Consider the following 20,047-nt stretch of genomic DNA (forward strand, 5'->3'; position numbering starts at 1 on the left):
CAATCATGTGGCAACCCGGGGTTTTGCGTCCCGGTGTCGCCCCCCTTTCCGCCGGCTTGCCTATCCAGGCAAAGCCATGCCGCCCACTCCGATTCTTGAAGTGACGTAATGACGCCGCCCACGCGAAAAGCCCGAATTGCCCAGCTACGCATTCCCGTATTCCTGTCAGCGCCCATCATCGCCCTGACCCTTTCCTGGATTCCCGACGCCGCCCAGGCGTCCGTCCGCCTCGAGCCAGCCCGTCCCTCGCTCACCGGCCTGCGCCTGGCGCAGGAGCCCACCGTCCCCACCCTGCGCGACCGCGTCGTGCAAGCCGGCCTGGAGGCCATCGGCACCCCCTATAGCTGGGGCGGCGACGATGCCGAAGGTTTCGATTGCAGCGGACTGGTCCTGCACGTCTTCCGCGAGATCGCCGGCCTGGAACTGCCGCGCACGGCTCGCGCCCAGCGCACCGCCGGCGAATCCGTCGCCAACAAGCAGGAACTGCGCCCCGGCGACCTGGTGTTCTTCGCCACGCGCGGCCGCGGCGTGACCTCGCACGTCGGCATCTACATCGGCCAGAACAAGTTTGTCCACGCGCCGCGCCGCGGCACCAAGGTGCGTGTGGATGAAATGAAGAATCCGTACTGGACCAAGCGCTACGTCGGCGCCCGGCGCTATCTGGATATGCAACCGGGCCAGATGCTGGCCCAGGCTTCCCCGCGCTGACGACAAGGATCGGGCGGCGCCGCCGGCGCGGCCCAAGGGGGGCGCCACCACAGCCTGCCGCGGCCGGTCCGGAAAGGACGCGCCGCCGCAGGCCTGCTGCGTTTCAGCCCCGGCCCACGAAGGGCATATTGGTCGCCATGATGGTCATGAACTGCACGTTGGCCTCCAGCGGCAGGCGCGCCATGGCGGCAACCGCCTGCGCCACGTGCGCCACGTCCATGCGCGGCTCGACCTTGGTGCTGCCGTCGGCCTGCAGGATGCCCGCGGCCATGCGCTCGGTCATGTCGGTGGCGGCATTGCCGATGTCGATCTGGCCGCAAGCGATGTTGTAGGGCCGGCAATCCAGCGAAATCGACTTCGTCAGCCCGGTCACCGCATGCTTGGTGGCGGTGTAGGCGATGGAGAACGGGCGCGGCGCATGCGCCGAGATCGAACCGTTGTTGATGATGCGCCCGCCGCGCGGATTCTGCGCCTTCATCACGCGGATCGCGGCCTGCGCGCACAGGAACATGCCGGTCAGGTTGGTGTCGACCACCTCGCGCCACAGCGATACGGGCAACTCCTCGATCGGCATCGCCGGCGCGCCGCGGCCGGCATTGTTGAACAACACGTCCAGCCGGCCATATTCACGCTGCGCCGCATCGAAGAGTTCGCGCACGGCCTGCTCGTCGGACACATCCGTGGGCACCACCAGCGCCCTCACGCCGTCCTCGCCCGCCGCGGTGCGGGTCGCTTCCAGCGGTTCGCGGCGGCGGCCGGCCAACACGACCCGATAACCTTGCGCCAGGAATTCCAGCGCCACCGCGCGGCCTATGCCGGTGCCGGCGCCGGTGACCAGCGCCACGCGCGGATGTTCGATCTCGTTCGCTTGCATCGGATTCTCCTTGTTATAGATCGGCGGAATGCTACCCGAATCGTTCCGGCCATGCTGCAAGCGAAGGTTCCAGCCGTGACACATTCGGACCGGTCACACGCAAGCAAAAATTACCCGGCATAGGCAGCCTGCCCACAGCGGGAAAAGATGCGCCGTTCGGCGGACGATCGCGCGCTGCGGATCCCAGGCCACGCCACTTTCCCGCGCATGCTCCACGCAGAAAAATCCTCCACGGCGCATGCCATAGGATCGACAATCCCGTGTTGATCCGTCACAAGTCTTTATATAATTCCTAGAAATTAGCTTATTACCAAAAATCCAATAACACCCACGGAGCAGGTTACATGACCCCACGGTCCCTACCCGCCGCGCTGATCCTGGGCGCGCTCTGCGCCTCGGCCGGGGCGCAAAGCGCGCCCGACGGCAAGCAGATCAGCACCCAGGGCGCCAACGGCGCGCCCGCCTGTATCACCTGCCACGGCGCCCGTGGCGAAGGCAATCCGGCCGCCGGTTTTCCGCAACTGGCCGGCATGGGCAGCGCCTATCTGGACGAACAGCTCGAAGCCATGGCCAACGGTTCGCGCGTCAGCCCGGTGATGGCCGCCACCGCCAAGGCGCTGGACCCGGCGCAACGCAAGGCCGTGGCGCAGTACTACGCGTCGCTGCCTTCGGCGCTGGATATCGACAAGCTCGCCGCCACCGCCATGCATCCGGCCCAGCCCGCCGACACCGGCGCCTGGCTGGCCACGCGCGGCGCCTGGGACAAGAACGTGCCCGCCTGCAACCAGTGCCACGGACCAGGCGGCATCGGCGTCGGCGCGAATTTCCCTGCCTTGGCGGGGCAGCCCGCCGCCTACATCGCAGGCCAATTGCGCGCCTGGCAGCAAGGGCAGCGTCCGCCGGGCCCGCTGGGCCTGATGCCGGCCGTCGCCACCCGCCTCTCCAGCGCCGAGATCGACGCCGTGTCCGCCTATTACGCCGGCCTGCCCAAGGCCGCCGACCAGCTTGCCGCGCAAGCCAACACCGCCGCGGGAGCCCAGAAATGACCCCCACCAGCCTGCGCCTGCTGTCCGCCGCCTGTCTGTTCGCATCCGCCGCCACGTTTGCGGCCGAACCCCGCCCGTCCTTCACGCCGCCGTCCGCCGCGTCCATCCCCGACAACGATTTCGGCAAAGCCGTGCGCGAAGGCGAGCAGATCTTCCTGCACACCCCGCAGAAGGCGGCCAAGTTCGTCGGCAACAACCTGAACTGCGTCAGTTGCCACCTGGACGCCGGCCGACGGCCGGATTCCGCGCCAATGTGGGCGGCCTATGTGCTCTACCCCGCCTATCGCGCCAAGAATGGCCACGTCAACACCTTGGCCGAACGCCTGCAGGGGTGCTTCCGCTTCAGCATGAACGGCAAGGCGCCTGCCGCGGACGATCCCACCCTGACCGCCTTGCAGACCTATATGTTCTGGCTGGCCAGCAAAGCGCCGACCGGCGTCGTGCTGGAAGGCCAGGGCTACCGCAAGCTGCCGCCGCCCGCCCAAAAAGCGGACTACGTGCGCGGCAGCGAGGTCTATGCGCAATATTGCGCCGTCTGCCACGGCGCCGAAGGCCAGGGCCAGAAAAACGGCAAGCACTGGGTGTTCCCGGCCCTGTGGGGCGCGGACTCCTTCAACTGGGGCGCGGGCATGCATCAGATCGGCAATGCCGCCGGCTTCATCAAGGCCAACATGCCGCTTGGGCAGGGTGGCATGCTGAGCGACCAGGAAGCCTGGGACGTCGCCTATTTCATGAATGCGCACGAACGTCCGCAGGATCCGCGCTACACCGAGTCCGTCGCCGCGACCCGGGCCAAGTACCACGACTCCGACGATTCGCTGTACGGCATCGAGGTCAACGGCCATCTGCTGGGCAGCGACTCCCCGCCGGCCGGCGGCAGGCTGATCCAGGCGGCGGCCAAGGCTGGCGGCTGAAACCGGGAGGCGCGAATCACGCGGCCGGCCTGCGGGTTCCCCCCTGCCCGGCCGCGTGATTTGTTATTCTTCGTGTCTCAGTATCAAACGCCTGCCACATTCATGTCCGCCAATCCCGGAAACGTCTTCATGGTCGTCGCGCCCAGCGGCGCCGGCAAGTCCAGTCTGGTCAAGGCCTTGCTCCAGCAAGACCCCTCCATCCTGCTCTCCATTTCCTGCACCACCCGCGCGCCCCGCCCCGGCGAGGAAGACGGCCGCGAGTACCGCTTCGTGTCCACCGACGAGTTCAAGCTCCTGCGCGAAGGCAACAACCTGCTGGAATGGGCGGAAGTGCACGGCAATTTCTACGGCACGCCCCGAGACCGCATCGACGAAGCCACCCGCGCCGGCCGCGACGTGCTGCTGGAAATCGACTGGCAAGGCGCGCGCCAGGTGAAGCAGCGTTTCCCCGGCGCGATCGGCGTATTCGTGCTGCCGCCTTCCATCGACGAACTCGAGAGCCGGCTCAAGGCGCGCGGCCAGGATGCGCCCCAGGTGATCGCGCGCCGCCTGATGGCCGCGGGCGGCGAAATCGCCCACGCGCCTGAATGCGAATATGTTATTATTAATCAAGAATTTAGCGTGGCCTTGTCGGAATTGACTCAAATAGTCAGCGCCGCGCGGCTGCGCTTTTCGTCTCAGGCCGCCCGCCACAGCCAGTTGTTCTCGCAGCTGGGCATCCCGGCCGAGCACTGAGCCGAACGCATTCTCCCTATCCTCCATCAGCACCAGGTGTCCTAATGGCTCGCATTACCGTCGAAGACTGTCTGAATCAAATCCCCAATCGTTTCAAGCTCACGCTGGCCGCGACCTACCGCGCCCGCGAGTTGGCGCAAGGCCATGCCCCGCGCCTGGACAGCAAAGACAAGCCCACGGTCACTGCCCTGCGCGAAATCGCGGGCGGCCTCACCGGCGTGGAAATGCTGCGTAAAGTACCCACCTGATCGTTTCCGGGGGCGGCAAGCATGGCTTTTCCCGGGCTGAAGTACGCTTCATCAGGTCTGCTTGCCGCACTGCGTGCCGGCTCCCGTCTCGGGCGCCGCACGGGCAAGAAAGACAAGACTCCCCCCACGCCACCGTCCGTCGCCGCGCAAGAAGCGGCGGACGCGACCGCCTCGCCGGTCGCTTCGCTGGCGCCGCTGACCGAAATCATCGGCAGCTATCTCGACAAGAAAGACGTAGAGCGCGTGCGCGAGGCCTATCGCTTCGCGGACCAGGCGCACCTGGGCCAGTTCCGCGCCAGCGGCTCGCCCTACATCTCTCACCCCATCGCCGTCACGGAAATCTGCGCAGGCTGGAAGCTGGACGTCAACGCGTTGTCCGCCGCCCTGCTGCACGACGTGATGGAAGACCAGGGCATCGCCAAGCACGAACTGGCCGAAAAATTCGGCCCTGAAGTCGCCGAACTGGTCGATGGCCTGTCCAAGCTGGACCGCCTGGACTTCGCCACCAAGGCCGAACAACAGGCCGAGAGCTTCCGCAAGATGCTGTTGGCGATGGCGCGCGACGTGCGCGTCATCCTCATCAAGCTGGCCGACCGCCTGCACAACATGCGCACGCTGGACGCGGTCAATCCGGAAAAGCGCCGCCGCATCGCGCGCGAAACGCTGGACATCTATGCGCCCATCGCCCATCGCCTGGGCCTGAACCTGCTGTTCCGCGAACTGCAGGACCTGTGCTTCGCGGCGATGTACCCGAACCGCTACCAGGTGCTGTACAAGGCCGTGCTGGCCGCGCGCGGCAACCGCCGCGAAGTCATCACCAAGATCGCCGATTCGGTGCGGGCCTCGCTGCCCGCGGCCGGCATCGAAGCCGAAGTCACCGGCCGCGAAAAGACGCTCTACGGCATCTACCGCAAGATGGTCGACCAGAAGAAGTCGTTTTCCGACGTCCTGGACATCTACGGTTTTCGCGTCATCGTGCACACCCTGCCTGAGTGCTACCTGGCGCTGGGCACGCTGCACCAGCTCTACCGGCCCGTGCCCGGCAAGTTCAAGGACTACATCGCCATTCCCAAGGTGAACGGCTACCAGTCCCTGCACACGACCCTGGTCGGCCCCTACGGCACGCCCGTGGAATTCCAGTTCCGCACCCGCGACATGCATCACGTGGCCGAAGAAGGCGTGGCCTCGCACTGGCTCTACAAGGGCGCCGACCTGACGCTCAACGACCTGCAGAAACGCACCCATCAATGGCTGCAATCGCTGCTGGACATCCAGAGCCAGACGGGCGATTCCGGCGAGTTCCTGGAACACGTCAAGGTCGACCTGTTCCCCGACGCGGTCTATGTGTTCACGCCGCGCGGCAAGATCATATCGCTGCCCCGCGGCGCCACGCCGGTGGACTTCGCCTACGCGATCCACACCGACATCGGCAACCAGGCGGTGGCCGCCAAGGTCAACGGCGAGTTCGTGCCCCTGCGCACCGAAATGAACAGCGGCGACACGGTGGAAATCGTCACCTCGCCCGCCTCCCGTCCGAACGCGCAGTGGCTCAACTACGTGCGCACCGGGCGCGCGCGCTCCGAGATCCGCCACTACCTGCGCACGGTCAAGTACGAAGAGTCAGTGGCCTTCGGCGAACGCCTGCTGGGCCAGGCCCTGCAGGAACTGCACATGCCCCTGCCCGCCACCGACGACCCGGCCTGGCAGAAGCTGGCGCGCAGCACCGGCGCCAGTTCGCGCGAGGAAATCCTGGCCGACATCGGCCTGGGCAAGCGCCTGGCCGCCGTGGTGGCGCGCCGCTTCGCGCCCGAGCACCAGTTGGTGGCGACCACGGCAGCGGCCGTGGACGAACTGACCTCGGCGCGCAGCGCCCCCATCCTGATCCAGGGCAATGAAGGCCAGGCCGTGCAGTTGGCGCCTTGCTGCGGCCCGCTTCCGGGCGACCCCATCATCGCCGGCATGCGCATGGGACACGGACTGGTGGTGCATACCTCCGACTGCCCGGTGGCCATGCGCCAGCGCCTGCGCGAGCCGGAACGCTGGATCAACGTCGCCTGGGACCCCAACAACACCGCCAAGCACCTGGCCACGCGCCTGGACATCGTCACGCGCAACGAGCGCGGCGTGCTGGGACGGCTGGCGGCGGAGGTCACGGCGGCTGACGCCAACATCGTGCACGTCACCATGCACGACGACGCGGTCGCCACGGTGTCGCTGCATCTCACGATCCAGGTCGACAGCCGCAAGCACCTGGCGCAGGTCATCCGCGCCATCCGCCACGTGCCGCAGGTGCAGAAAATCGTGCGCGTGAAGGGTTGAGCAGTTCTTCAGTGCAGGGCTGAAACGCCAGCCCTGCACTGCCCTCGTCAGGTCACGTGTTGCAGGAAGTCCTTGAGCCGCTGGCTGGGCGGATTGCTCAGCAATTCGCCCGGCGGGCCATCATGGGCGATCTTGCCGGCGTCGATGAAAATCAGGCGGCTGCCCACCTTGCGCGCGAACTCCATCTCGTGCGTGACCACCACCATGGTCATGCCCTCCTCGGCCAGGTCGCGCATGACCTTGAGCACCTCGTGGCGCAGCTCCGGATCCAGCGCCGAAGTCGGCTCATCGAACAGCATCAGCTTGGGCTTGATGGCCAGCGCCCGGGCGATCGCCACGCGCTGCTGCTGGCCACCGGACAGCTCCGAAGGATAGTGGTTCATGCGCTCGGCCAGGCCGACCTTGGCCAGCAGGCTTTCGGCCAGCTCGCGCGCCTCGGCGCGGCTCTGGCCGCGCGTATGCAAGGGCCCGAACATGACGTTTTCCAGCGCGGTCATCTGCGGGAACAGGTTGAACTGCTGGAACACCATGCCCGCTTCGCGCCGGATCTCGCGCACTTGCGCCGCCCCGCCGTTCACGCTCAGGCCGTCCACGAGCAAATCGCCGCCATTGATGGTTTCCAGCACGTTGATGCAGCGCAGAAAGGTGGACTTGCCGGAGCCCGACGGCCCTACCACCACCACGACCTCGCCCGCGTCGATGTTCAGCGAAATATCGTTGAGCACCATGGACTCGCCGAAGTTCTTGGTGACGTTGTGGAATTCAACCATGCTCATAATATGCGCATCCTTCTTTCAATCAGATGCAGGCCCAGCGCCATGAGGCCGGTCAGGATCAGGTAAACGATCGCGACCGCGGACCAGATCTCGACCGCGCGGAAGTTGCTGGCCATGATCTCCTGCCCTTGCCGGGTCAGCTCGGCCACGCCGATCACGATGAAGAGCGAGGAATCCTTCAGGCTGATGATGCACTGGTTGCCCAGCGGCGGAATCATGCGGCGAAACGCCACCGGCCCGATGATGTGGAAGAGGATCTTGTGAAACGGCAGCCCCATGGCCTGGCCGGCTTCCTTCAGGCCCTTGTGCACGGACAGCAGCGCGCCGCGCACGATCTCGGAAATGTAGGCCCCCGAGTTGATGATGAGCGTGACGATCGCGGCCCATTCCGCATCCACCCGAATGTTCGCCAGCAAGGGCAAGGCGAAATAGATGAACATCACCTGCACCACGATGGGCGTGCCGCGGATGACCGCGACATAGACCTGCGCGATGGCCGACAGGATAGGATGCCCGTAGGCCCGTGTCACGCCGGACAGCGCGCCCAGCAGGAAACCGCCGAACAGCCCCCAGAACGTGATCTTGATGGTCATCAGCGTACCCTCAAGCAGATTGGGTAGCGCGTCCCTGATTACAGTCCAGTCAAACTCCACGATGTACCCCCTATGGCGCGGCGCCGTGCCGGAGCACGGCGTGAGCGGCGCGGGACCGCCCGCCGGACTGCGGCCTGGCGGCCGGCGTCAGCCGGCGCGGGCCGATGCCGGGCGGTCCCGGTATGCAAAGCGAACCCGGATGCTCAGGGCTTCTTGCCGAACCACTTGGTGTAGATGGCGTCGTACTGGCCGTTGGCCTTCAGCGTAGCCAGGGCCTTGTTCACCTGCGGCACCAGATCGCTGCCCTTGGGGAAGGCGATGCCGTAGAAGTCGCCGCTCTTGACCGAGCCCACCACCTTCACGCGGCCCTTGCCCGCAGTGTTGGCGTAGTACTGCACATTGGGCGTGTCATGCACCGCTGCGTCCACGCGCCCCGTGGCCAATTCCAGATAGGCATTGTCGATGTTCGGGAACAGCTTGAGCTTGGCGTCCGGCACCTGGGCCTTCAGGAAGTCCACCGTGGCGGTGCCGGTCTTGACCGCGACCGTCTTGCCGGCCAGGGACTTGGCGTCCTTGATGTCCGTGTTCTTTTCGCCGACCAGGATGGCCAGGCCGCTTTCGTAGTAAGGATCGGAGAAGTCGATGACCTTCTTGCGGTCATCGCGGATCGTGATGCCGGCCAGCGCCGCGTCGATGTTCTTGGTCTGCAGGCCCGGGATGATGCCCGCGAAGTCCATGGGCTGCAGCTTGTACTTGAGGTTGAGTTCCTTGGCGATGGCCGCCCAGAGATCCACGTCGAAGCCCACATAGGTATTACCCTGCTTGAACTCGAACGGCACGAAAGCGGTATCGGTGGCCACCACCAATTCCTTGCCTTGGGCATGGGCGGCTGAGGCAGCGCCGAACATGGCCACGGACAGGCCGACCAGCGCGGCGGCGACTTTGCGTTTGATCATGAAACTCTCCTCTTGGGGACCAGTCGGCACCCCGGGGTTGTTGTAGGGGCATGATTCCTGGGCCGCGCCGGGGTCTCCGGCTCAGCTTACCGACGATCTTAACGCATACGTCCCCACCCGGCAGCGGCCGGAAAATTTACAATCCGCATGACACCCGGAGGATTCCCATGGCCTACAAATATGTGCGCATTGCCGGAAACCGGCGTCAGACCGGCCTCGCGCTGGGCAAGCTGGCGCGGCCCCTGATGGCCACCTATCTGGACCAGAGCCGCACCTGGGACGCGCTGCGGCCATGGCGCGGCCACGCCTTCCTGGACGAACTGGCGCAGCAGGCGCAAGCCGCGCTGCCGGCCGTCTGGGAAGAACTGGAAGGCCTGGCCGAAGGGCTGCACATGCCCATCGAGGACGTACTGCTATGGAACTGCCGCGGCGACCTGCTGCACAGCACCACCGACGGCTGCACGTCCGTCGCCTTGAAGGCCGCGGACGGCACGCGCTGGATCGCGCACAACGAGGACGGCGACCCCTACCTGCGCGGCCGCTGCCATCTGGTCGACGTGGCGCTGGAAGACGCCCCTGGCTACCTCAGCTTCTACTATCCCGGCTCCCTGCCCGGCCACACTTTCGGCGCCAACCGCGCCGGGCTGGTGCAGACCATCAACAATCTGCGCATCCGGCAACGGCATCCCGGCGTGCCGCGCATGCTGATGGCGCGCGCCGTGCTCGATTGCGCCACACTGGACGAGGCCGTCGCGCAGCTGCTGGACCTGCCGCACTCCGGCGGCTTCCACCATACCCTGGGCGCCGCCGGCGACCCGCGCCTGCTCAGCGCCGAAGTCGCGCCGGGCGAGGTTTCCATCCAGGAGGTCGGCACGCGCTACGGCCACGCCAATCACATGGTGCATGCCGACATGGGGGGCGTGGCGCAGATCGTCACGGACTCGTCGCGCGCGCGCCAGAACCGCATCGAAGGCATCGTGGACGGCTGGTCCGCCGGCTCTGGCCGCGACGACCTGATTGCCGCCTTGCACGACACCACAGGCGAGCTGCCGATACTGCGCACCGCGGCGGACGACCCCGATGAGGAAAACACGCTGGCGACCGCCGTCTTCGAGATAGGCGCTAGCGAAGTGACCTTGCGGGTCTATGACCGCAAACCCAAGGCAGACATCGTGCTGGACGTGATGTCGGACACGGAATAGCAAGCCCGTACCAGCAAAGACAACGGCCGCGTCATTGCTGACACGGCCGTTGTTTCATTGCCAGTCGGTCAGGCCTGGCCGTAGCCCCCGCCTCCGGGAGTTTCAACCACGAAGATGTCGCCCGGCTGCAGCTGGGCGCTATCCTGCGGGCCCAACTCCTGGACCGAACCGTCGGCGCGTTCGACCGAGTTGCGGCCCATGGCGCCGGGCTGCCCGCCCGCCAGGCCGAACGGCGCGTACAGGCGGTTGTTCGACAGGATGGCCGCGGTCATGTCCTCCAGGAAGCGGATACGGCGCACGCCGCCCTCCCCACCCGGATACCGGCCGGCGCCGCCCGAACCCTTGCGGATCTCGTAGGATTCCAGGCGCACCGGGAAACGGAACTCCAGCACTTCAGGATCCGTCAGCCGCGAGTTGGTCATGTGGGCCTGCACCAGCGAAGTCCCCGCAAAACCTTCGTCATGGGGACCGGCCTTATCGATGCGCACCGGGCCTGCACCCGTGCCGCCCGAGATCGTCTCGTAGTACTGATGACGCGCGTTGCCGAACGTGAAGTTGTTCATCGTGCCCTGGCTTGCGGCCAGCACGCCCAGCGCGCCATACAGCGCGTTGACGATGCACATGGACGTTTCCACGTTGCCCGCCACCACCGAGGCCGGCGGATTCGGGCGCAGCATCGAGCCTTCCGGCAGGATGATGGACAGCGGCACGAGGCAGCCGTCGTTCAGCGGAATATCGTCATTGACCAGCGTGCGGAACACGTACAGCACCGCCGCCACGGCGATGGCGCCCGGCGCGTTGAAGTTGTTGTCCAGCTGGTTGGACGTGCCGGTGAAGTCCACCACGGCGCTGCGCGCCGCGGTATCCACCTTCACGGCCACTCGGATGACCGCGCCGTTGTCCAGCGGGTACTCATAGCTGCCGTCCTTCAGCACCGAGATCACGCGGCGCACCGCTTCCTCGGCGTTGTCCTGCACGTGCCCCATATAGGCGCGCACCACGTCCAGGCCGAAGTGGTCGCACATGCGCAGCAACTCCTGCACGCCCTTCTCGTTGGCGGCGATCTGCGCGTGCATGTCGGCGATGTTCTGGTCCGGATTGCGCGCCGGCCAGCGGCCGGAGCCCAGGATGCCGCGCGCGGCGGCCTCGCGGAATTCGCCGCCCTTCACCAGCTGGAAGTTGGTGAAGAGCACACCCTCGTCTTCCACCGTCTTGGAATCCGGCGGCATGGAGCCCGGCGTGGTGCCGCCAATGTCGGCATGGTGGCCGCGCGAACCGACGTAGAACAGGATCTCGCGCCCTTCGCGGTCGAACACCGGGGTGATGACCGTGACGTCGGGCAAGTGCGTGCCGCCGTGGTAGGGATCGTTCACCACATAGGCGTCGCCAGGCTGCATGTTGCCGGCGTTGGCGTACATGACCGTGCGCACGGACTCGCCCATGGAACCCAGGTGCACCGGCATGTGCGGGGCATTGGCGATCAGGCGGGCCTGGGCATCGAAGATCGCGCAGGAAAAGTCCAGACGCTCCTTGATGTTGACCGAATAGGCCGTGTTCTGCAGCCGGTAGCCCATCTGCTCGGCGATCGACATGAAGAGGTTGTTGAAGACCTCCAGCATGACCGGATCGGCCTGCGTGCCAATGGCGCGGCGTTCCGGACGCGCTTCGACGCGGCGGATCACGAAGTGGTCCTGCGCCGTCAGTTCCGCCTGCCAGCCGGCCTCGACCACCGTGGTCTGGTTGGGCTCGGAAATGATGGCGGGACCCGCCACCACGTCGCCGCCCGCCATGTCCTCGCGCACATACAGAGGCGTGTCGCGCCAGGCGCCGCCGCTATACATGCTGACGACGCGGCTGGGTGCCAGCGCGCCGTCGCGCACCCGCGCCGTGGACGCTTCGCCCACGCGTTCGCCGCCACCCGTGGCTTCGACGGAGATGGTTTCCACCACCAGTTCGCGGTTGGGCATCAGGAAGGAATAGCGCAGGCGGTAGGCCGCTTCGAATTCCTTGCGCGCCTGCTCCAGGTCGGTGTACGCCACTTCCAGCGAGGTATCCGTGCCGCGGTACTTCAGGTGCAGGCGGCGCTGCACGCTGATGTCGCTTTCGGCCACGTGCTGGCGGCGCAGTTCGCCGACCGCTTGCCCGGCCAATTCGTCGAGTTCGCCCTTCAACGCCTGCATCAGTTCGGCATCGAGAACCTTCTCGACCGTCTTCTGGCGCATGTCGGTCTGGTCGGCCAGGCCCATGCCGTAAGCCGACAGCACGCCGCCCAGCGGATGCGCGAACACCGTGGTCATGCCCAGCGCATCGGCGACCAGGCAGGCGTGTTGCCCGCCCGCGCCGCCGAACACGGTCAGCGCGTACTCGGTCACGTCGTGGCCGCGCTGCACCGAGATGCGCTTGATGGCCTCGGCCATGTTGCCCACGGCGATCTCGAGAAAGCCCTCGGCTAGCTGTTCGGGCGTCATCTCGCGGCCAGTGGCGGCGCGCACTTCGTCGGACATCGCCGTGAAGCGCGCCACGACCGCGTCGCGATCCAAAGGCTCATTGGCTTCGGGACCGAAGACCTTGGGGAAGAAGTCGGGCTGGATCTTGCCCAGGAGGACGTTGCAGTCCGTCACGGCCAGCGGGCCGCCGCGGCGATAGCAGGCCGGACCCGGATTGGCGCCGGCGGAATCCGGCCCCACGCGCAGGCGCGCGCCGTCGAAATGCAGGATCGAACCGCCGCCCGCCGCCACCGTGTGGATGCTCATCATGGGCGCGCGCATGCGCACGCCGGCCACCTGGGTCTCGAATTCCCGTTCGAACTCCCCGGCATAGTGCGAGACGTCGGTGGACGTGCCGCCCATGTCGAAGCCGATGACCTTGGGAAAGCCCGCGATCTCGCTGGTGCGCACCATGCCGACAATGCCGCCGGCAGGACCCGACAGGATGGCGTCCTTGCCGCGGAAGCGGTGCGCGTCCGTCAGGCCGCCGCTCGATTGCATGAACATGAGGCGGATGCCCGGCAGCTCGCCGGCCACCTGGTCCACGTAGCGCATCAGGATGGGAGACAGGTAGGCGTCGACCACCGTGGTGTCGCCGCGCGACACGAACTTGATCAGCGGACTGACCTCGTGCGAGGCCGACACCTGCGGGAAGCCCACTTCACGCGCGATGCGGGCGGCGATGCGCTCGTGCTCCGGCGCGTGCCAGGCATGCATGAAGACGACGGCGACCGCGCGGATGCCGCTGTCGTAGGCGCCCTGCATGGCCGCGCGCAGCGCTTCCTGATCCAGCTCGCGGATCACCTCGCCGTCGGCGGCCACGCGCTCATCGGCTTCCACCACGGATTCGTAAAGCATCTCGGGCAAGACGACGTTGCGGTCGAACAGGCGCGGACGGTTCTGGTAGGCAATGCGCAGGCCGTCGCGGAATCCTTTCGTCGTGACCAACAAGGTGCGCTCGCCCTTGCGTTCCAGCAAGGCGTTGGTGGCCACCGTGGTGCCCATCTTCACGCATTCGACCTGATCGGCGGGCACGGGCTGGCCGGGCGCGATGCCCAGCAGCTTGCGGATGCCGGCCACGGCCGCGTCGCGGTACTGCTCGGGGTTTTCCGAGAGCATCTTTGCCGTGGTGGTGGTGCCGTCGGGACGCCGCGCCACGATGTCGGTGAAGGTGCCCCCACGATCAATCCAGAATTGCCACTTCATAGCTGTCCTTGCAAACAAAGGGTCGCCGCGGCGCCTGCGGCCGCGCGCGGATGAACGAAAAATCAGAGAGAGGTCGCCGCGCGGGCCGCCTGGTCATACAGGCCGGACAGCGCGCGCAGCGTGTGCGCCAATTGGCGGCTGTAGTCCAGCCCGCCGCCGCCCGGCGCGTCCAGGCCGGCGGTCAGGCATTGCTCGCGGACCTCGGCGTAGCGCTTGAGAATGGCGGCGCCTTCCGGGGTTACGCTGTAGAACACTTCCTTGCTGCTGCGCTCGCCCTTGACCACGCCCAGGCGGTCCAGTTTCTTCAGCGCGTAGCTGACAATGTGCGTGTCTTCGACATTCAGCGTGAAGCAGATGTCCGCCAGCTTCTTGGGCCGTTCGCGGTGATAGACGTGATGGAACACCATCACGTCCGTGGGCGTCAGGTCGGGCAGTCCGGCAGCGGCCATGCAGCGCACGGTCCAGCGGTCGAAGGCGTGGCTGGCGATCATCAGGCCGAATTCCACTTCGGAGAGATCGGGCGCGCTGCCGCCGGCCAGATGGGCCGACGATGCAATCAAAGTGGGGGTCATGGAAGCCGCAAGCCGAGTTTATCTGAGCGAAATACTAATAATTTATCTATATTTCATCAATAAAAAACACGAACGAGACGAGCAAAACGCCCTCTTTCGAGGGAATACCCCTAGAAAACTACAAGCAAGAAAGCGGGTTCAGGGCGCCGACCAGCCCATGGGCAGGTTCGCCCGGATCAGCCAGCCCGCAATGGAAATCCGCGGCGCGATCTCGGGCATGGGATCGCCAGGACCGAACCAGCGCGCATCGGCGATCTCGTCTTCCTGGACGCGGATGTCGCCGGACACGTAGTCGGCCGTGAACGCGACCATGAGCGAATGCGGGAACGGCCAGGACTGGCTGCCGAAATACTGCAGGTTGCCGACCTTCAGCCCGACTTCCTCGTGGACCTCGCGATGGATGGTCTGTTCGATGCTTTCGCCGGGTTCGACGAAACCGGCCAGCGCCGTGTAGCGCGAGGTGGCCGTGGTGGTATGGCGCGCCAGCAGGATGCTGTCGCCCTTGCGGATCAGCACCATCATGGCGGGCGAAATGCGCGGATAGGCCGAAAAACCGCAGGACGGGCAGCGTAGGCAGAACTCGGTGGGCACGCGCTCTGCCGGCGTGCCGCAGACGCCACAGAACCGGTGCGTGCGCGCCCATTCGGCGATCTGGTAGGCGCGGCCGGCCAGCGCCATGCGTTCGTCGTCCAGCACGCCGAAAAGCGAACGCAGCTTCCTGAAGGCATAGCCTTGCGGCGGTTCCACGCCGGGCTCCACGTGCACGGTGCGGTACGGCGAACCGGGCAGCGCCCAGATCGGCTGCAAGGCCGCGGCCGCCACGCCTATCCGTACGCACAAGGCGGTATCCGGCAACACGGCGGACGTCTCTTCAACCAGCAATTCATCACGACGGAAAACGAAATTCACACACGCCTCTGCATCATGCATTCGATACGCAATGTTAGAAGAAAAACAGCTGCCGCATTGCGTTTGCGCAAAGATTGAACCCTCAATGATCGACGCTGCGCACGCCTGTTAGGAATAACCCGTAAAGACGCGATTTCACGCGCCCTGCCGCCGCATAGCAACATAGAATGGCACGGCTTTTCAGCTGCGCGTCATCGGCGCGGCGCACTCTTTCGCAATGCCTATCGGGCACAACCCGGCTTCACCATTCGCAAAGAAGGACCCACCCATGCACAAGAAAATTTCCCTGCTCGCCGGCAGCATCGTCCTGGCGTTCAGCGCAGGCGCGCAAGCGCAAACCAAATGGGATCTGCCCACGGCCTATCCGGCCAGCAACTTCCACGTCGAGAACCTGACCACCTTCGTCAAGGACGTGGACACGCTGTCGGAAGGCAAGCTGAAGATCACGCTGCACAACAACGCCTCGCTGTACAAGGCGCCCGAGATCAAGCGCGCGGTGCAAGGCAACCAGGCGCAGATCGGCGAGATCCTGCTGACCAACTTTGCGAACGAAGATCCGATCTACGAACTGGACGGCCTGCCCTTCCTGGCCACCGGCTATGACGCGTCGTTCAAGCTCTACCAAGCGCAGAAGCCCTTCCTCGAGAAGAAGCTCAATGCGCACGGCATGACGCTGCTGTACGCGGTGGCCTGGCCGCCCCAGGGCATCTTCGCCAACAAGGACATCAAGCAGATCAGCGACATGAAGGGCCTGAAGTGGCGCGCCTACAGCCCGGTGACGGCCAAGATCGCCGAACTGGTCGGTGCGCAGCCCGTCACGGTGCAACAGGCGGAACTCGCCCAAGCGCTGGCCACCGGCGTGATCGATTCTTATATGTCCTCGGCGTCCACCGGCTACGACACCAAGACCTACGAGTACATCAAGAAGTTCTACGACACCCAGGCCTGGCTGCCGAAGAACGCCATCATCGTCAACAAGAAGGCGTTCGACGCGCTTGACCCCGCGACCCAAACCGCGCTGAAGAAGGCCGGCGCGCAGGCCGAGGAACGCGGCTGGAAGCTGTCGCAGGAAAAGAACAAGTGGTACCAGGCCGAACTGGCCAAGAATGGCATGGAAACCATCCAGCCCACGGTCGAGCTGAAGGAAGGCCTGTCCGTGATCGGCAAGCGCATGCTGGAAGATTGGCTGAAGAAGGCCGGCGCCGACGGCCAGGCCATGATCGACGCCTACAAGAAGCAGTGATATTTCCATGCGCCGCTTTTTAGATGGTCTTTACGGCGCGGCCGGCCTCTTGGCCGGCCTGTGCACGATCGGCGTCCTGGTGTCGGTGCTGGCCGCGATCATCGCGCGCCAGCTCAGCATGAACATACCCGGCACGGACGCCTACGCCGGGTACTTCATGGCCGCCGCCGGTTTCCTCGCGTTGGCCAGCACGTTCAAGCACGGCGAACACATCCGCGTGACGCTGTTGCTCAATTCGCTCAAGCCCGCCGCGGGCCGCAGGCTGGATATCTTCGCCCTGGCTGCCGGCTGCCTGCTGGCCAGCGCCTTCGCGTTCTTCAGCGTCAAGCTGACCTACGACTCCTGGCAGTTCAACGACATATCCACGTCCAACGACGCCACGCCGCTCTGGATTCCCCAGCTCAGCATGGCCGTGGGCACGGTGCTGTTCCTGGTCGCCCTGATCGACGAGCTGATCCGACGCTCACGCGGCCTGGCCGCCGCTTCTTCGCAGCAAACCCATGAATGAACTACTCGTCATAACCCTATTGGTCATCTCGATCTTCGCGCTGCTGGGCTGCGGCGTCTGGGTCGGCCTGACCCTGGCGGGTACCGCCTGGATCGGCATGGAGATCTTCTCCAGCCGCCCCGCGGGCGATGCCATGGCCGTCACGATCTGGGGCGCCTCGTCCAGCTGGACGCTGACCGCCCTGCCGCTGTTTCTGTGGATGGGCGAAATCCTGTTCCGCACGCGGCTGTCGGAAGACCTGTTCAAGGGCCTCGCCCCCTGGCTCAACCGCCTGCCCGGACGGCTGCTGCATACCAACGTGATCGGTTGCGCCATCTTCGCGGCGGTCTCGGGCTCGTCCGCGGCGACCTGCGCCACGGTCGGCAAGATGACCATCCCGGAACTGACGCGCCGCGGCTATCCCGAGGACAAGATCCTGGGCACGCTGTCGGGCGCCGGCACGCTGGGCCTGCTGATTCCGCCTTCCATCATCATGATCGTGTATGGCGTGGCGGCGGACGTGTCCATCGCCAAGCTGTTCATCGCGGGCATCGTGCCCGGCATCCTGCTGGCCCTGCTGTTCATGGGTTACATCGCCTGGTGGGCCATCCGCAACCCCGGCCAGGTGCCGGCAGCCGACCCCGGCCTGTCCCTGATGGAAAAGCTGTCGCGTTCGCGCCACCTGATCCCGGTGATGCTGCTGATCGGCGCGGTGCTGGGCTCCATCTACTCTGGCATCGCAACGGCTACGGAAGCGGCGGCGGTCGGCGTGGTGGGCGCCCTGTTCCTCTCCGCGCTGCAGGGGTCGCTGAACCGCTCCACCTTCATGCAGTCGCTGCTGGGCGCCACCCGACTGTACTGCATGATTGCGCTGATCCTGGCGGGTGCGCAGTTCCTGACACTGGCGATGGGCTATATCGGCCTGCCGCGCGCGCTGGCCGAATGGATCGGCGGACTGGGCCTGTCGCAGTTCGGGCTGATCATGGCGTTGATGGTGTTCTTCATCGTCCTGGGCTGCTTCCTGGACGGCATTTCCATCGTCGTGCTGACCATGGGCGTGCTACTGCCCACGGTGCAGGCCGCCGGCATCGACCTGATCTGGTTCGGCATCTTCATCGTGTTCGTTGTAGAAATGGCACAAATCACGCCGCCGGTCGGGTTCAATCTGTTCGTGCTGTCCGGCATGAGCGGGAAAGAGCTGCCCTACATCGCGCGCGCCTCGCTGCCGATGTTCTTCCTGATGATCCTGGCCGTGCTGCTGCTCTATGCCGTGCCTGGCATAGCGACGTGGCTGCCGCTGCACATGACGCTGTAGGACGGCGTCACCCTGAGAACCCCGTTCCTGGAGCGGGGTTTTTTTTCGCCATGGCGGGCGCCCTACCCGCTCCCCCTGTTTTGCCATCCTGTAAACCAGGGAAAACTCCAAAAAACTACAGGTGTTGTTCACGCCCCAGTTTTTCTAGAATTCCCTGGCGCTGATACGTTGCAACATTACGGCGTATATGTGCATATGCGGCCATCGCCCGGACCCGCGCTTACCAGAAGCGTCGGTGCGAAGGCCCGGCGCCTGACGATCCGCCAGGCGCAACCAGCCGAGCCAAAAGCCCGGCACCACTAAAAATAGCGCTACCCAGGAGGAGCCCCCGCATGAAACGCATCACCCTATCCCTCGCCCTTGCAGGCCTGGGCTTGGCCGCCGGCACGGCCCAAGCCGAAACCAGCGTCACCCTGTACGGCATCGCCGACGTCAGCATCCGCTACCTGAGCACCAGCGCCGGCAGCGTGGGCGCGGACGGCAGCCGCGTGTCGATGGAGAACGGCGCCATTTCCAACAGCCGCTGGGGCCTGCGCGGCTCCGAAGACCTCGGCAACGGCAACCGCGCCTTCTTCCGCCTGGAAAACGGCTTCAACATGCAGAACGGCCGCGGCTCGGATCCCAGTAAGACCTTCAGCCGCCTGGCCTATATCGGCCTGGACGGCGGCAACATCGGCGCGCTGACCCTGGGTCTGCAGAACACCCCAATGTTCGACCTGCTGGCCGACTACTTCGACCCGCTGACCGTCGGCAACTACGACCAGAACGCCTGGCTGCCCGCCGCCATGTCGCGCGTACGCACCAACAACATGACCAAGTACTCCAACACCATCGGAGACCTGGCTTTCGTGCTGTCCTGGGCCAATGGCGATGACTACAACGACCACAAGGCCGGCCAGCAGTACGGCGCCAGCCTGCGCTACACCGTCGGCAAGCTGGGCCTGGGCGCTGCCTACCAGCAGACCTACGACGGCACGGATTCCGACCTGCGCCAGCGCGTCTGGAACCTGAACGCTTCGTATCAGTTCGAAGCCGCCAAGGTCTTCGCCGGCTACTACAACGGCCGCGACGAAACCGGCTGGGTCAACGCCGTCATGGGCGGCGCCCAGGCCGCCGGCCTGGACCGCAAGGACAACGGCTACTTCGCCGGCGTGACCTGGCAGGCCACGCCGCGCTGGGCGATCACCGGCGCCGCCTACTACGACCAGAGCAAGAACGTGGTCGAAGACGGCGACAAGGGCAAGCGCTATGCGCTGGTCGCCGTGGCCGAGTACTCGCTGTCCAAGCGTTCGCAGATCTACGGCACCGTGGACTGGAACAAGGTAAGCGATGCCGCCAGCGGCGAAATCACCGGCAAGAGCAACCAGCTCGGCGCCGCAGTGGGCTTCCGCCACATCTTCTGATGACCGCCCGCGCCGGACGCCTTGCGCGTCCGGCGCGGTTTCGTCGCCAGTCCAG

General features: G+C 65.7%; 18 protein-coding genes. 11 read left to right on the forward strand and 7 right to left on the reverse strand.

The genetic code is table 11. From position 1 onward, the window contains the following. Positions 1-108: 108 nt before the first annotated feature. Complete coding sequence (locus tag BRO63_RS15995; RefSeq protein ID WP_088140694.1) at positions 109-708, forward strand: C40 family peptidase; 600 nt, start codon at positions 109-111, stop codon at positions 706-708. Between the two features lie 103 nt (positions 709-811). Here BRO63_RS15995 and BRO63_RS16000 read toward each other — a convergent pair whose 3' ends face one another. Then, positions 812-1,582: an SDR family oxidoreductase gene (locus tag BRO63_RS16000; protein ID WP_054454077.1), complete on the reverse strand. Its 771-nt coding sequence runs from the start codon at positions 1,580-1,582 to the stop codon at positions 812-814. A 344-nt stretch (positions 1,583-1,926) separates the two neighbouring features. Here BRO63_RS16000 and BRO63_RS16005 point away from each other — a divergent pair, with 344 nt between their 5' ends. From BRO63_RS16005 to BRO63_RS16025, 5 genes are all read left to right on the forward strand, one after another. Next, positions 1,927-2,628 (forward strand): c-type cytochrome, encoded by a 702-nt coding sequence (locus tag BRO63_RS16005; protein ID WP_088140695.1) that lies wholly within the window; start codon positions 1,927-1,929, stop codon positions 2,626-2,628. Continuing rightward, on the forward strand, positions 2,625-3,542 hold the full coding sequence (locus BRO63_RS16010) for a c-type cytochrome (RefSeq protein ID WP_088140696.1): 918 nt from the start codon (positions 2,625-2,627) through the stop codon (positions 3,540-3,542). The genes BRO63_RS16005 and BRO63_RS16010 overlap by 4 nt, the downstream gene beginning before the upstream one ends. 102 nt (positions 3,543-3,644) lie before the next feature. Beyond that, positions 3,645-4,277, forward strand: a complete 633-nt coding sequence (gmk, locus tag BRO63_RS16015) for a guanylate kinase (RefSeq protein ID WP_082400970.1) — start codon at positions 3,645-3,647, stop codon at positions 4,275-4,277. Positions 4,278-4,321: 44 nt separating this feature from the next. Then, the gene (gene rpoZ / locus BRO63_RS16020; RefSeq protein ID WP_006219679.1) at positions 4,322-4,525 is read left to right on the forward strand and encodes a DNA-directed RNA polymerase subunit omega; all 204 of its coding nucleotides are present in this window, start codon (positions 4,322-4,324) and stop codon (positions 4,523-4,525) included. 21 nt (positions 4,526-4,546) lie between these two features. After that, the gene (locus BRO63_RS16025) at positions 4,547-6,844 is read left to right on the forward strand and encodes a RelA/SpoT family protein (protein ID WP_088140697.1); all 2,298 of its coding nucleotides are present in this window, start codon (positions 4,547-4,549) and stop codon (positions 6,842-6,844) included. A gap of 47 nt (positions 6,845-6,891) precedes the next feature. Here BRO63_RS16025 and glnQ read toward each other — a convergent pair whose 3' ends face one another. The 3 genes from glnQ to glnH all read right to left on the reverse strand — a co-directional run bounded on the left by glnQ (position 6,892) and on the right by glnH (position 9,169). After that, positions 6,892-7,620: a glutamine ABC transporter ATP-binding protein GlnQ gene (gene glnQ, locus BRO63_RS16030; RefSeq protein WP_088140698.1), complete on the reverse strand. Its 729-nt coding sequence runs from the start codon at positions 7,618-7,620 to the stop codon at positions 6,892-6,894. After that, a complete protein-coding gene (gene glnP, locus BRO63_RS16035; protein WP_054454065.1) occupies positions 7,617-8,273 on the reverse strand; it encodes a glutamine ABC transporter permease GlnP in 657 nt (218 codons plus the stop codon). The genes glnQ and glnP overlap by 4 nt, the downstream gene beginning before the upstream one ends. 143 nt (positions 8,274-8,416) lie before the next feature. After that, positions 8,417-9,169, reverse strand: coding sequence for a glutamine ABC transporter substrate-binding protein GlnH (glnH, locus tag BRO63_RS16040; protein ID WP_088140699.1), 753 nt, complete (start codon positions 9,167-9,169; stop codon positions 8,417-8,419). 167 nt (positions 9,170-9,336) lie between these two features. Between glnH and BRO63_RS16045 the strand changes: the two genes are divergently transcribed. After that, a complete protein-coding gene (locus BRO63_RS16045; RefSeq protein ID WP_088140700.1) occupies positions 9,337-10,371 on the forward strand; it encodes a C45 family autoproteolytic acyltransferase/hydolase in 1,035 nt (344 codons plus the stop codon). Between the two features lie 68 nt (positions 10,372-10,439). Here BRO63_RS16045 and BRO63_RS16050 read toward each other — a convergent pair whose 3' ends face one another. From BRO63_RS16050 to nudC, 3 genes are all read right to left on the reverse strand, one after another. Then, positions 10,440-14,063, reverse strand: a complete 3,624-nt coding sequence (locus tag BRO63_RS16050; RefSeq protein ID WP_088140701.1) for a hydantoinase B/oxoprolinase family protein — start codon at positions 14,061-14,063, stop codon at positions 10,440-10,442. Positions 14,064-14,125: 62 nt separating this feature from the next. Beyond that, entirely contained in the window at positions 14,126-14,635 is a 510-nt protein-coding gene (locus tag BRO63_RS16055; protein ID WP_059375770.1) for a winged helix DNA-binding protein, read from the reverse strand. Positions 14,636-14,773: 138 nt separating this feature from the next. Further along, a complete protein-coding gene (nudC, locus tag BRO63_RS16060) occupies positions 14,774-15,544 on the reverse strand; it encodes an NAD(+) diphosphatase (protein WP_088140702.1) in 771 nt (256 codons plus the stop codon). A 268-nt stretch (positions 15,545-15,812) separates the two neighbouring features. On the opposite strand from nudC, the gene BRO63_RS16065 reads away from it, so the two are divergent. From BRO63_RS16065 to BRO63_RS16080, 4 genes are all read left to right on the forward strand, one after another. Beyond that, a complete protein-coding gene (locus BRO63_RS16065) occupies positions 15,813-16,787 on the forward strand; it encodes a TRAP transporter substrate-binding protein (protein ID WP_088140703.1) in 975 nt (324 codons plus the stop codon). Between the two features lie 7 nt (positions 16,788-16,794). Then, positions 16,795-17,295 (forward strand): TRAP transporter small permease, encoded by a 501-nt coding sequence (locus BRO63_RS16070; protein ID WP_088140704.1) that lies wholly within the window; start codon positions 16,795-16,797, stop codon positions 17,293-17,295. After that, positions 17,288-18,589, forward strand: coding sequence for a TRAP transporter large permease (locus BRO63_RS16075; protein WP_088140705.1), 1,302 nt, complete (start codon positions 17,288-17,290; stop codon positions 18,587-18,589). Before BRO63_RS16070 ends, BRO63_RS16075 begins: the two co-directional genes overlap by 8 nt. Before the next feature lie 332 nt (positions 18,590-18,921). Next, positions 18,922-19,992: a porin gene (locus BRO63_RS16080; RefSeq protein WP_088140706.1), complete on the forward strand. Its 1,071-nt coding sequence runs from the start codon at positions 18,922-18,924 to the stop codon at positions 19,990-19,992. Positions 19,993-20,047 lie beyond the last annotated feature (55 nt).

Origin of the sequence: Achromobacter xylosoxidans, assembly GCF_002192695.1 — a bacterium.
GTDB lineage: Bacteria > Pseudomonadota > Gammaproteobacteria > Burkholderiales > Burkholderiaceae_B > Achromobacter > Achromobacter xylosoxidans_C.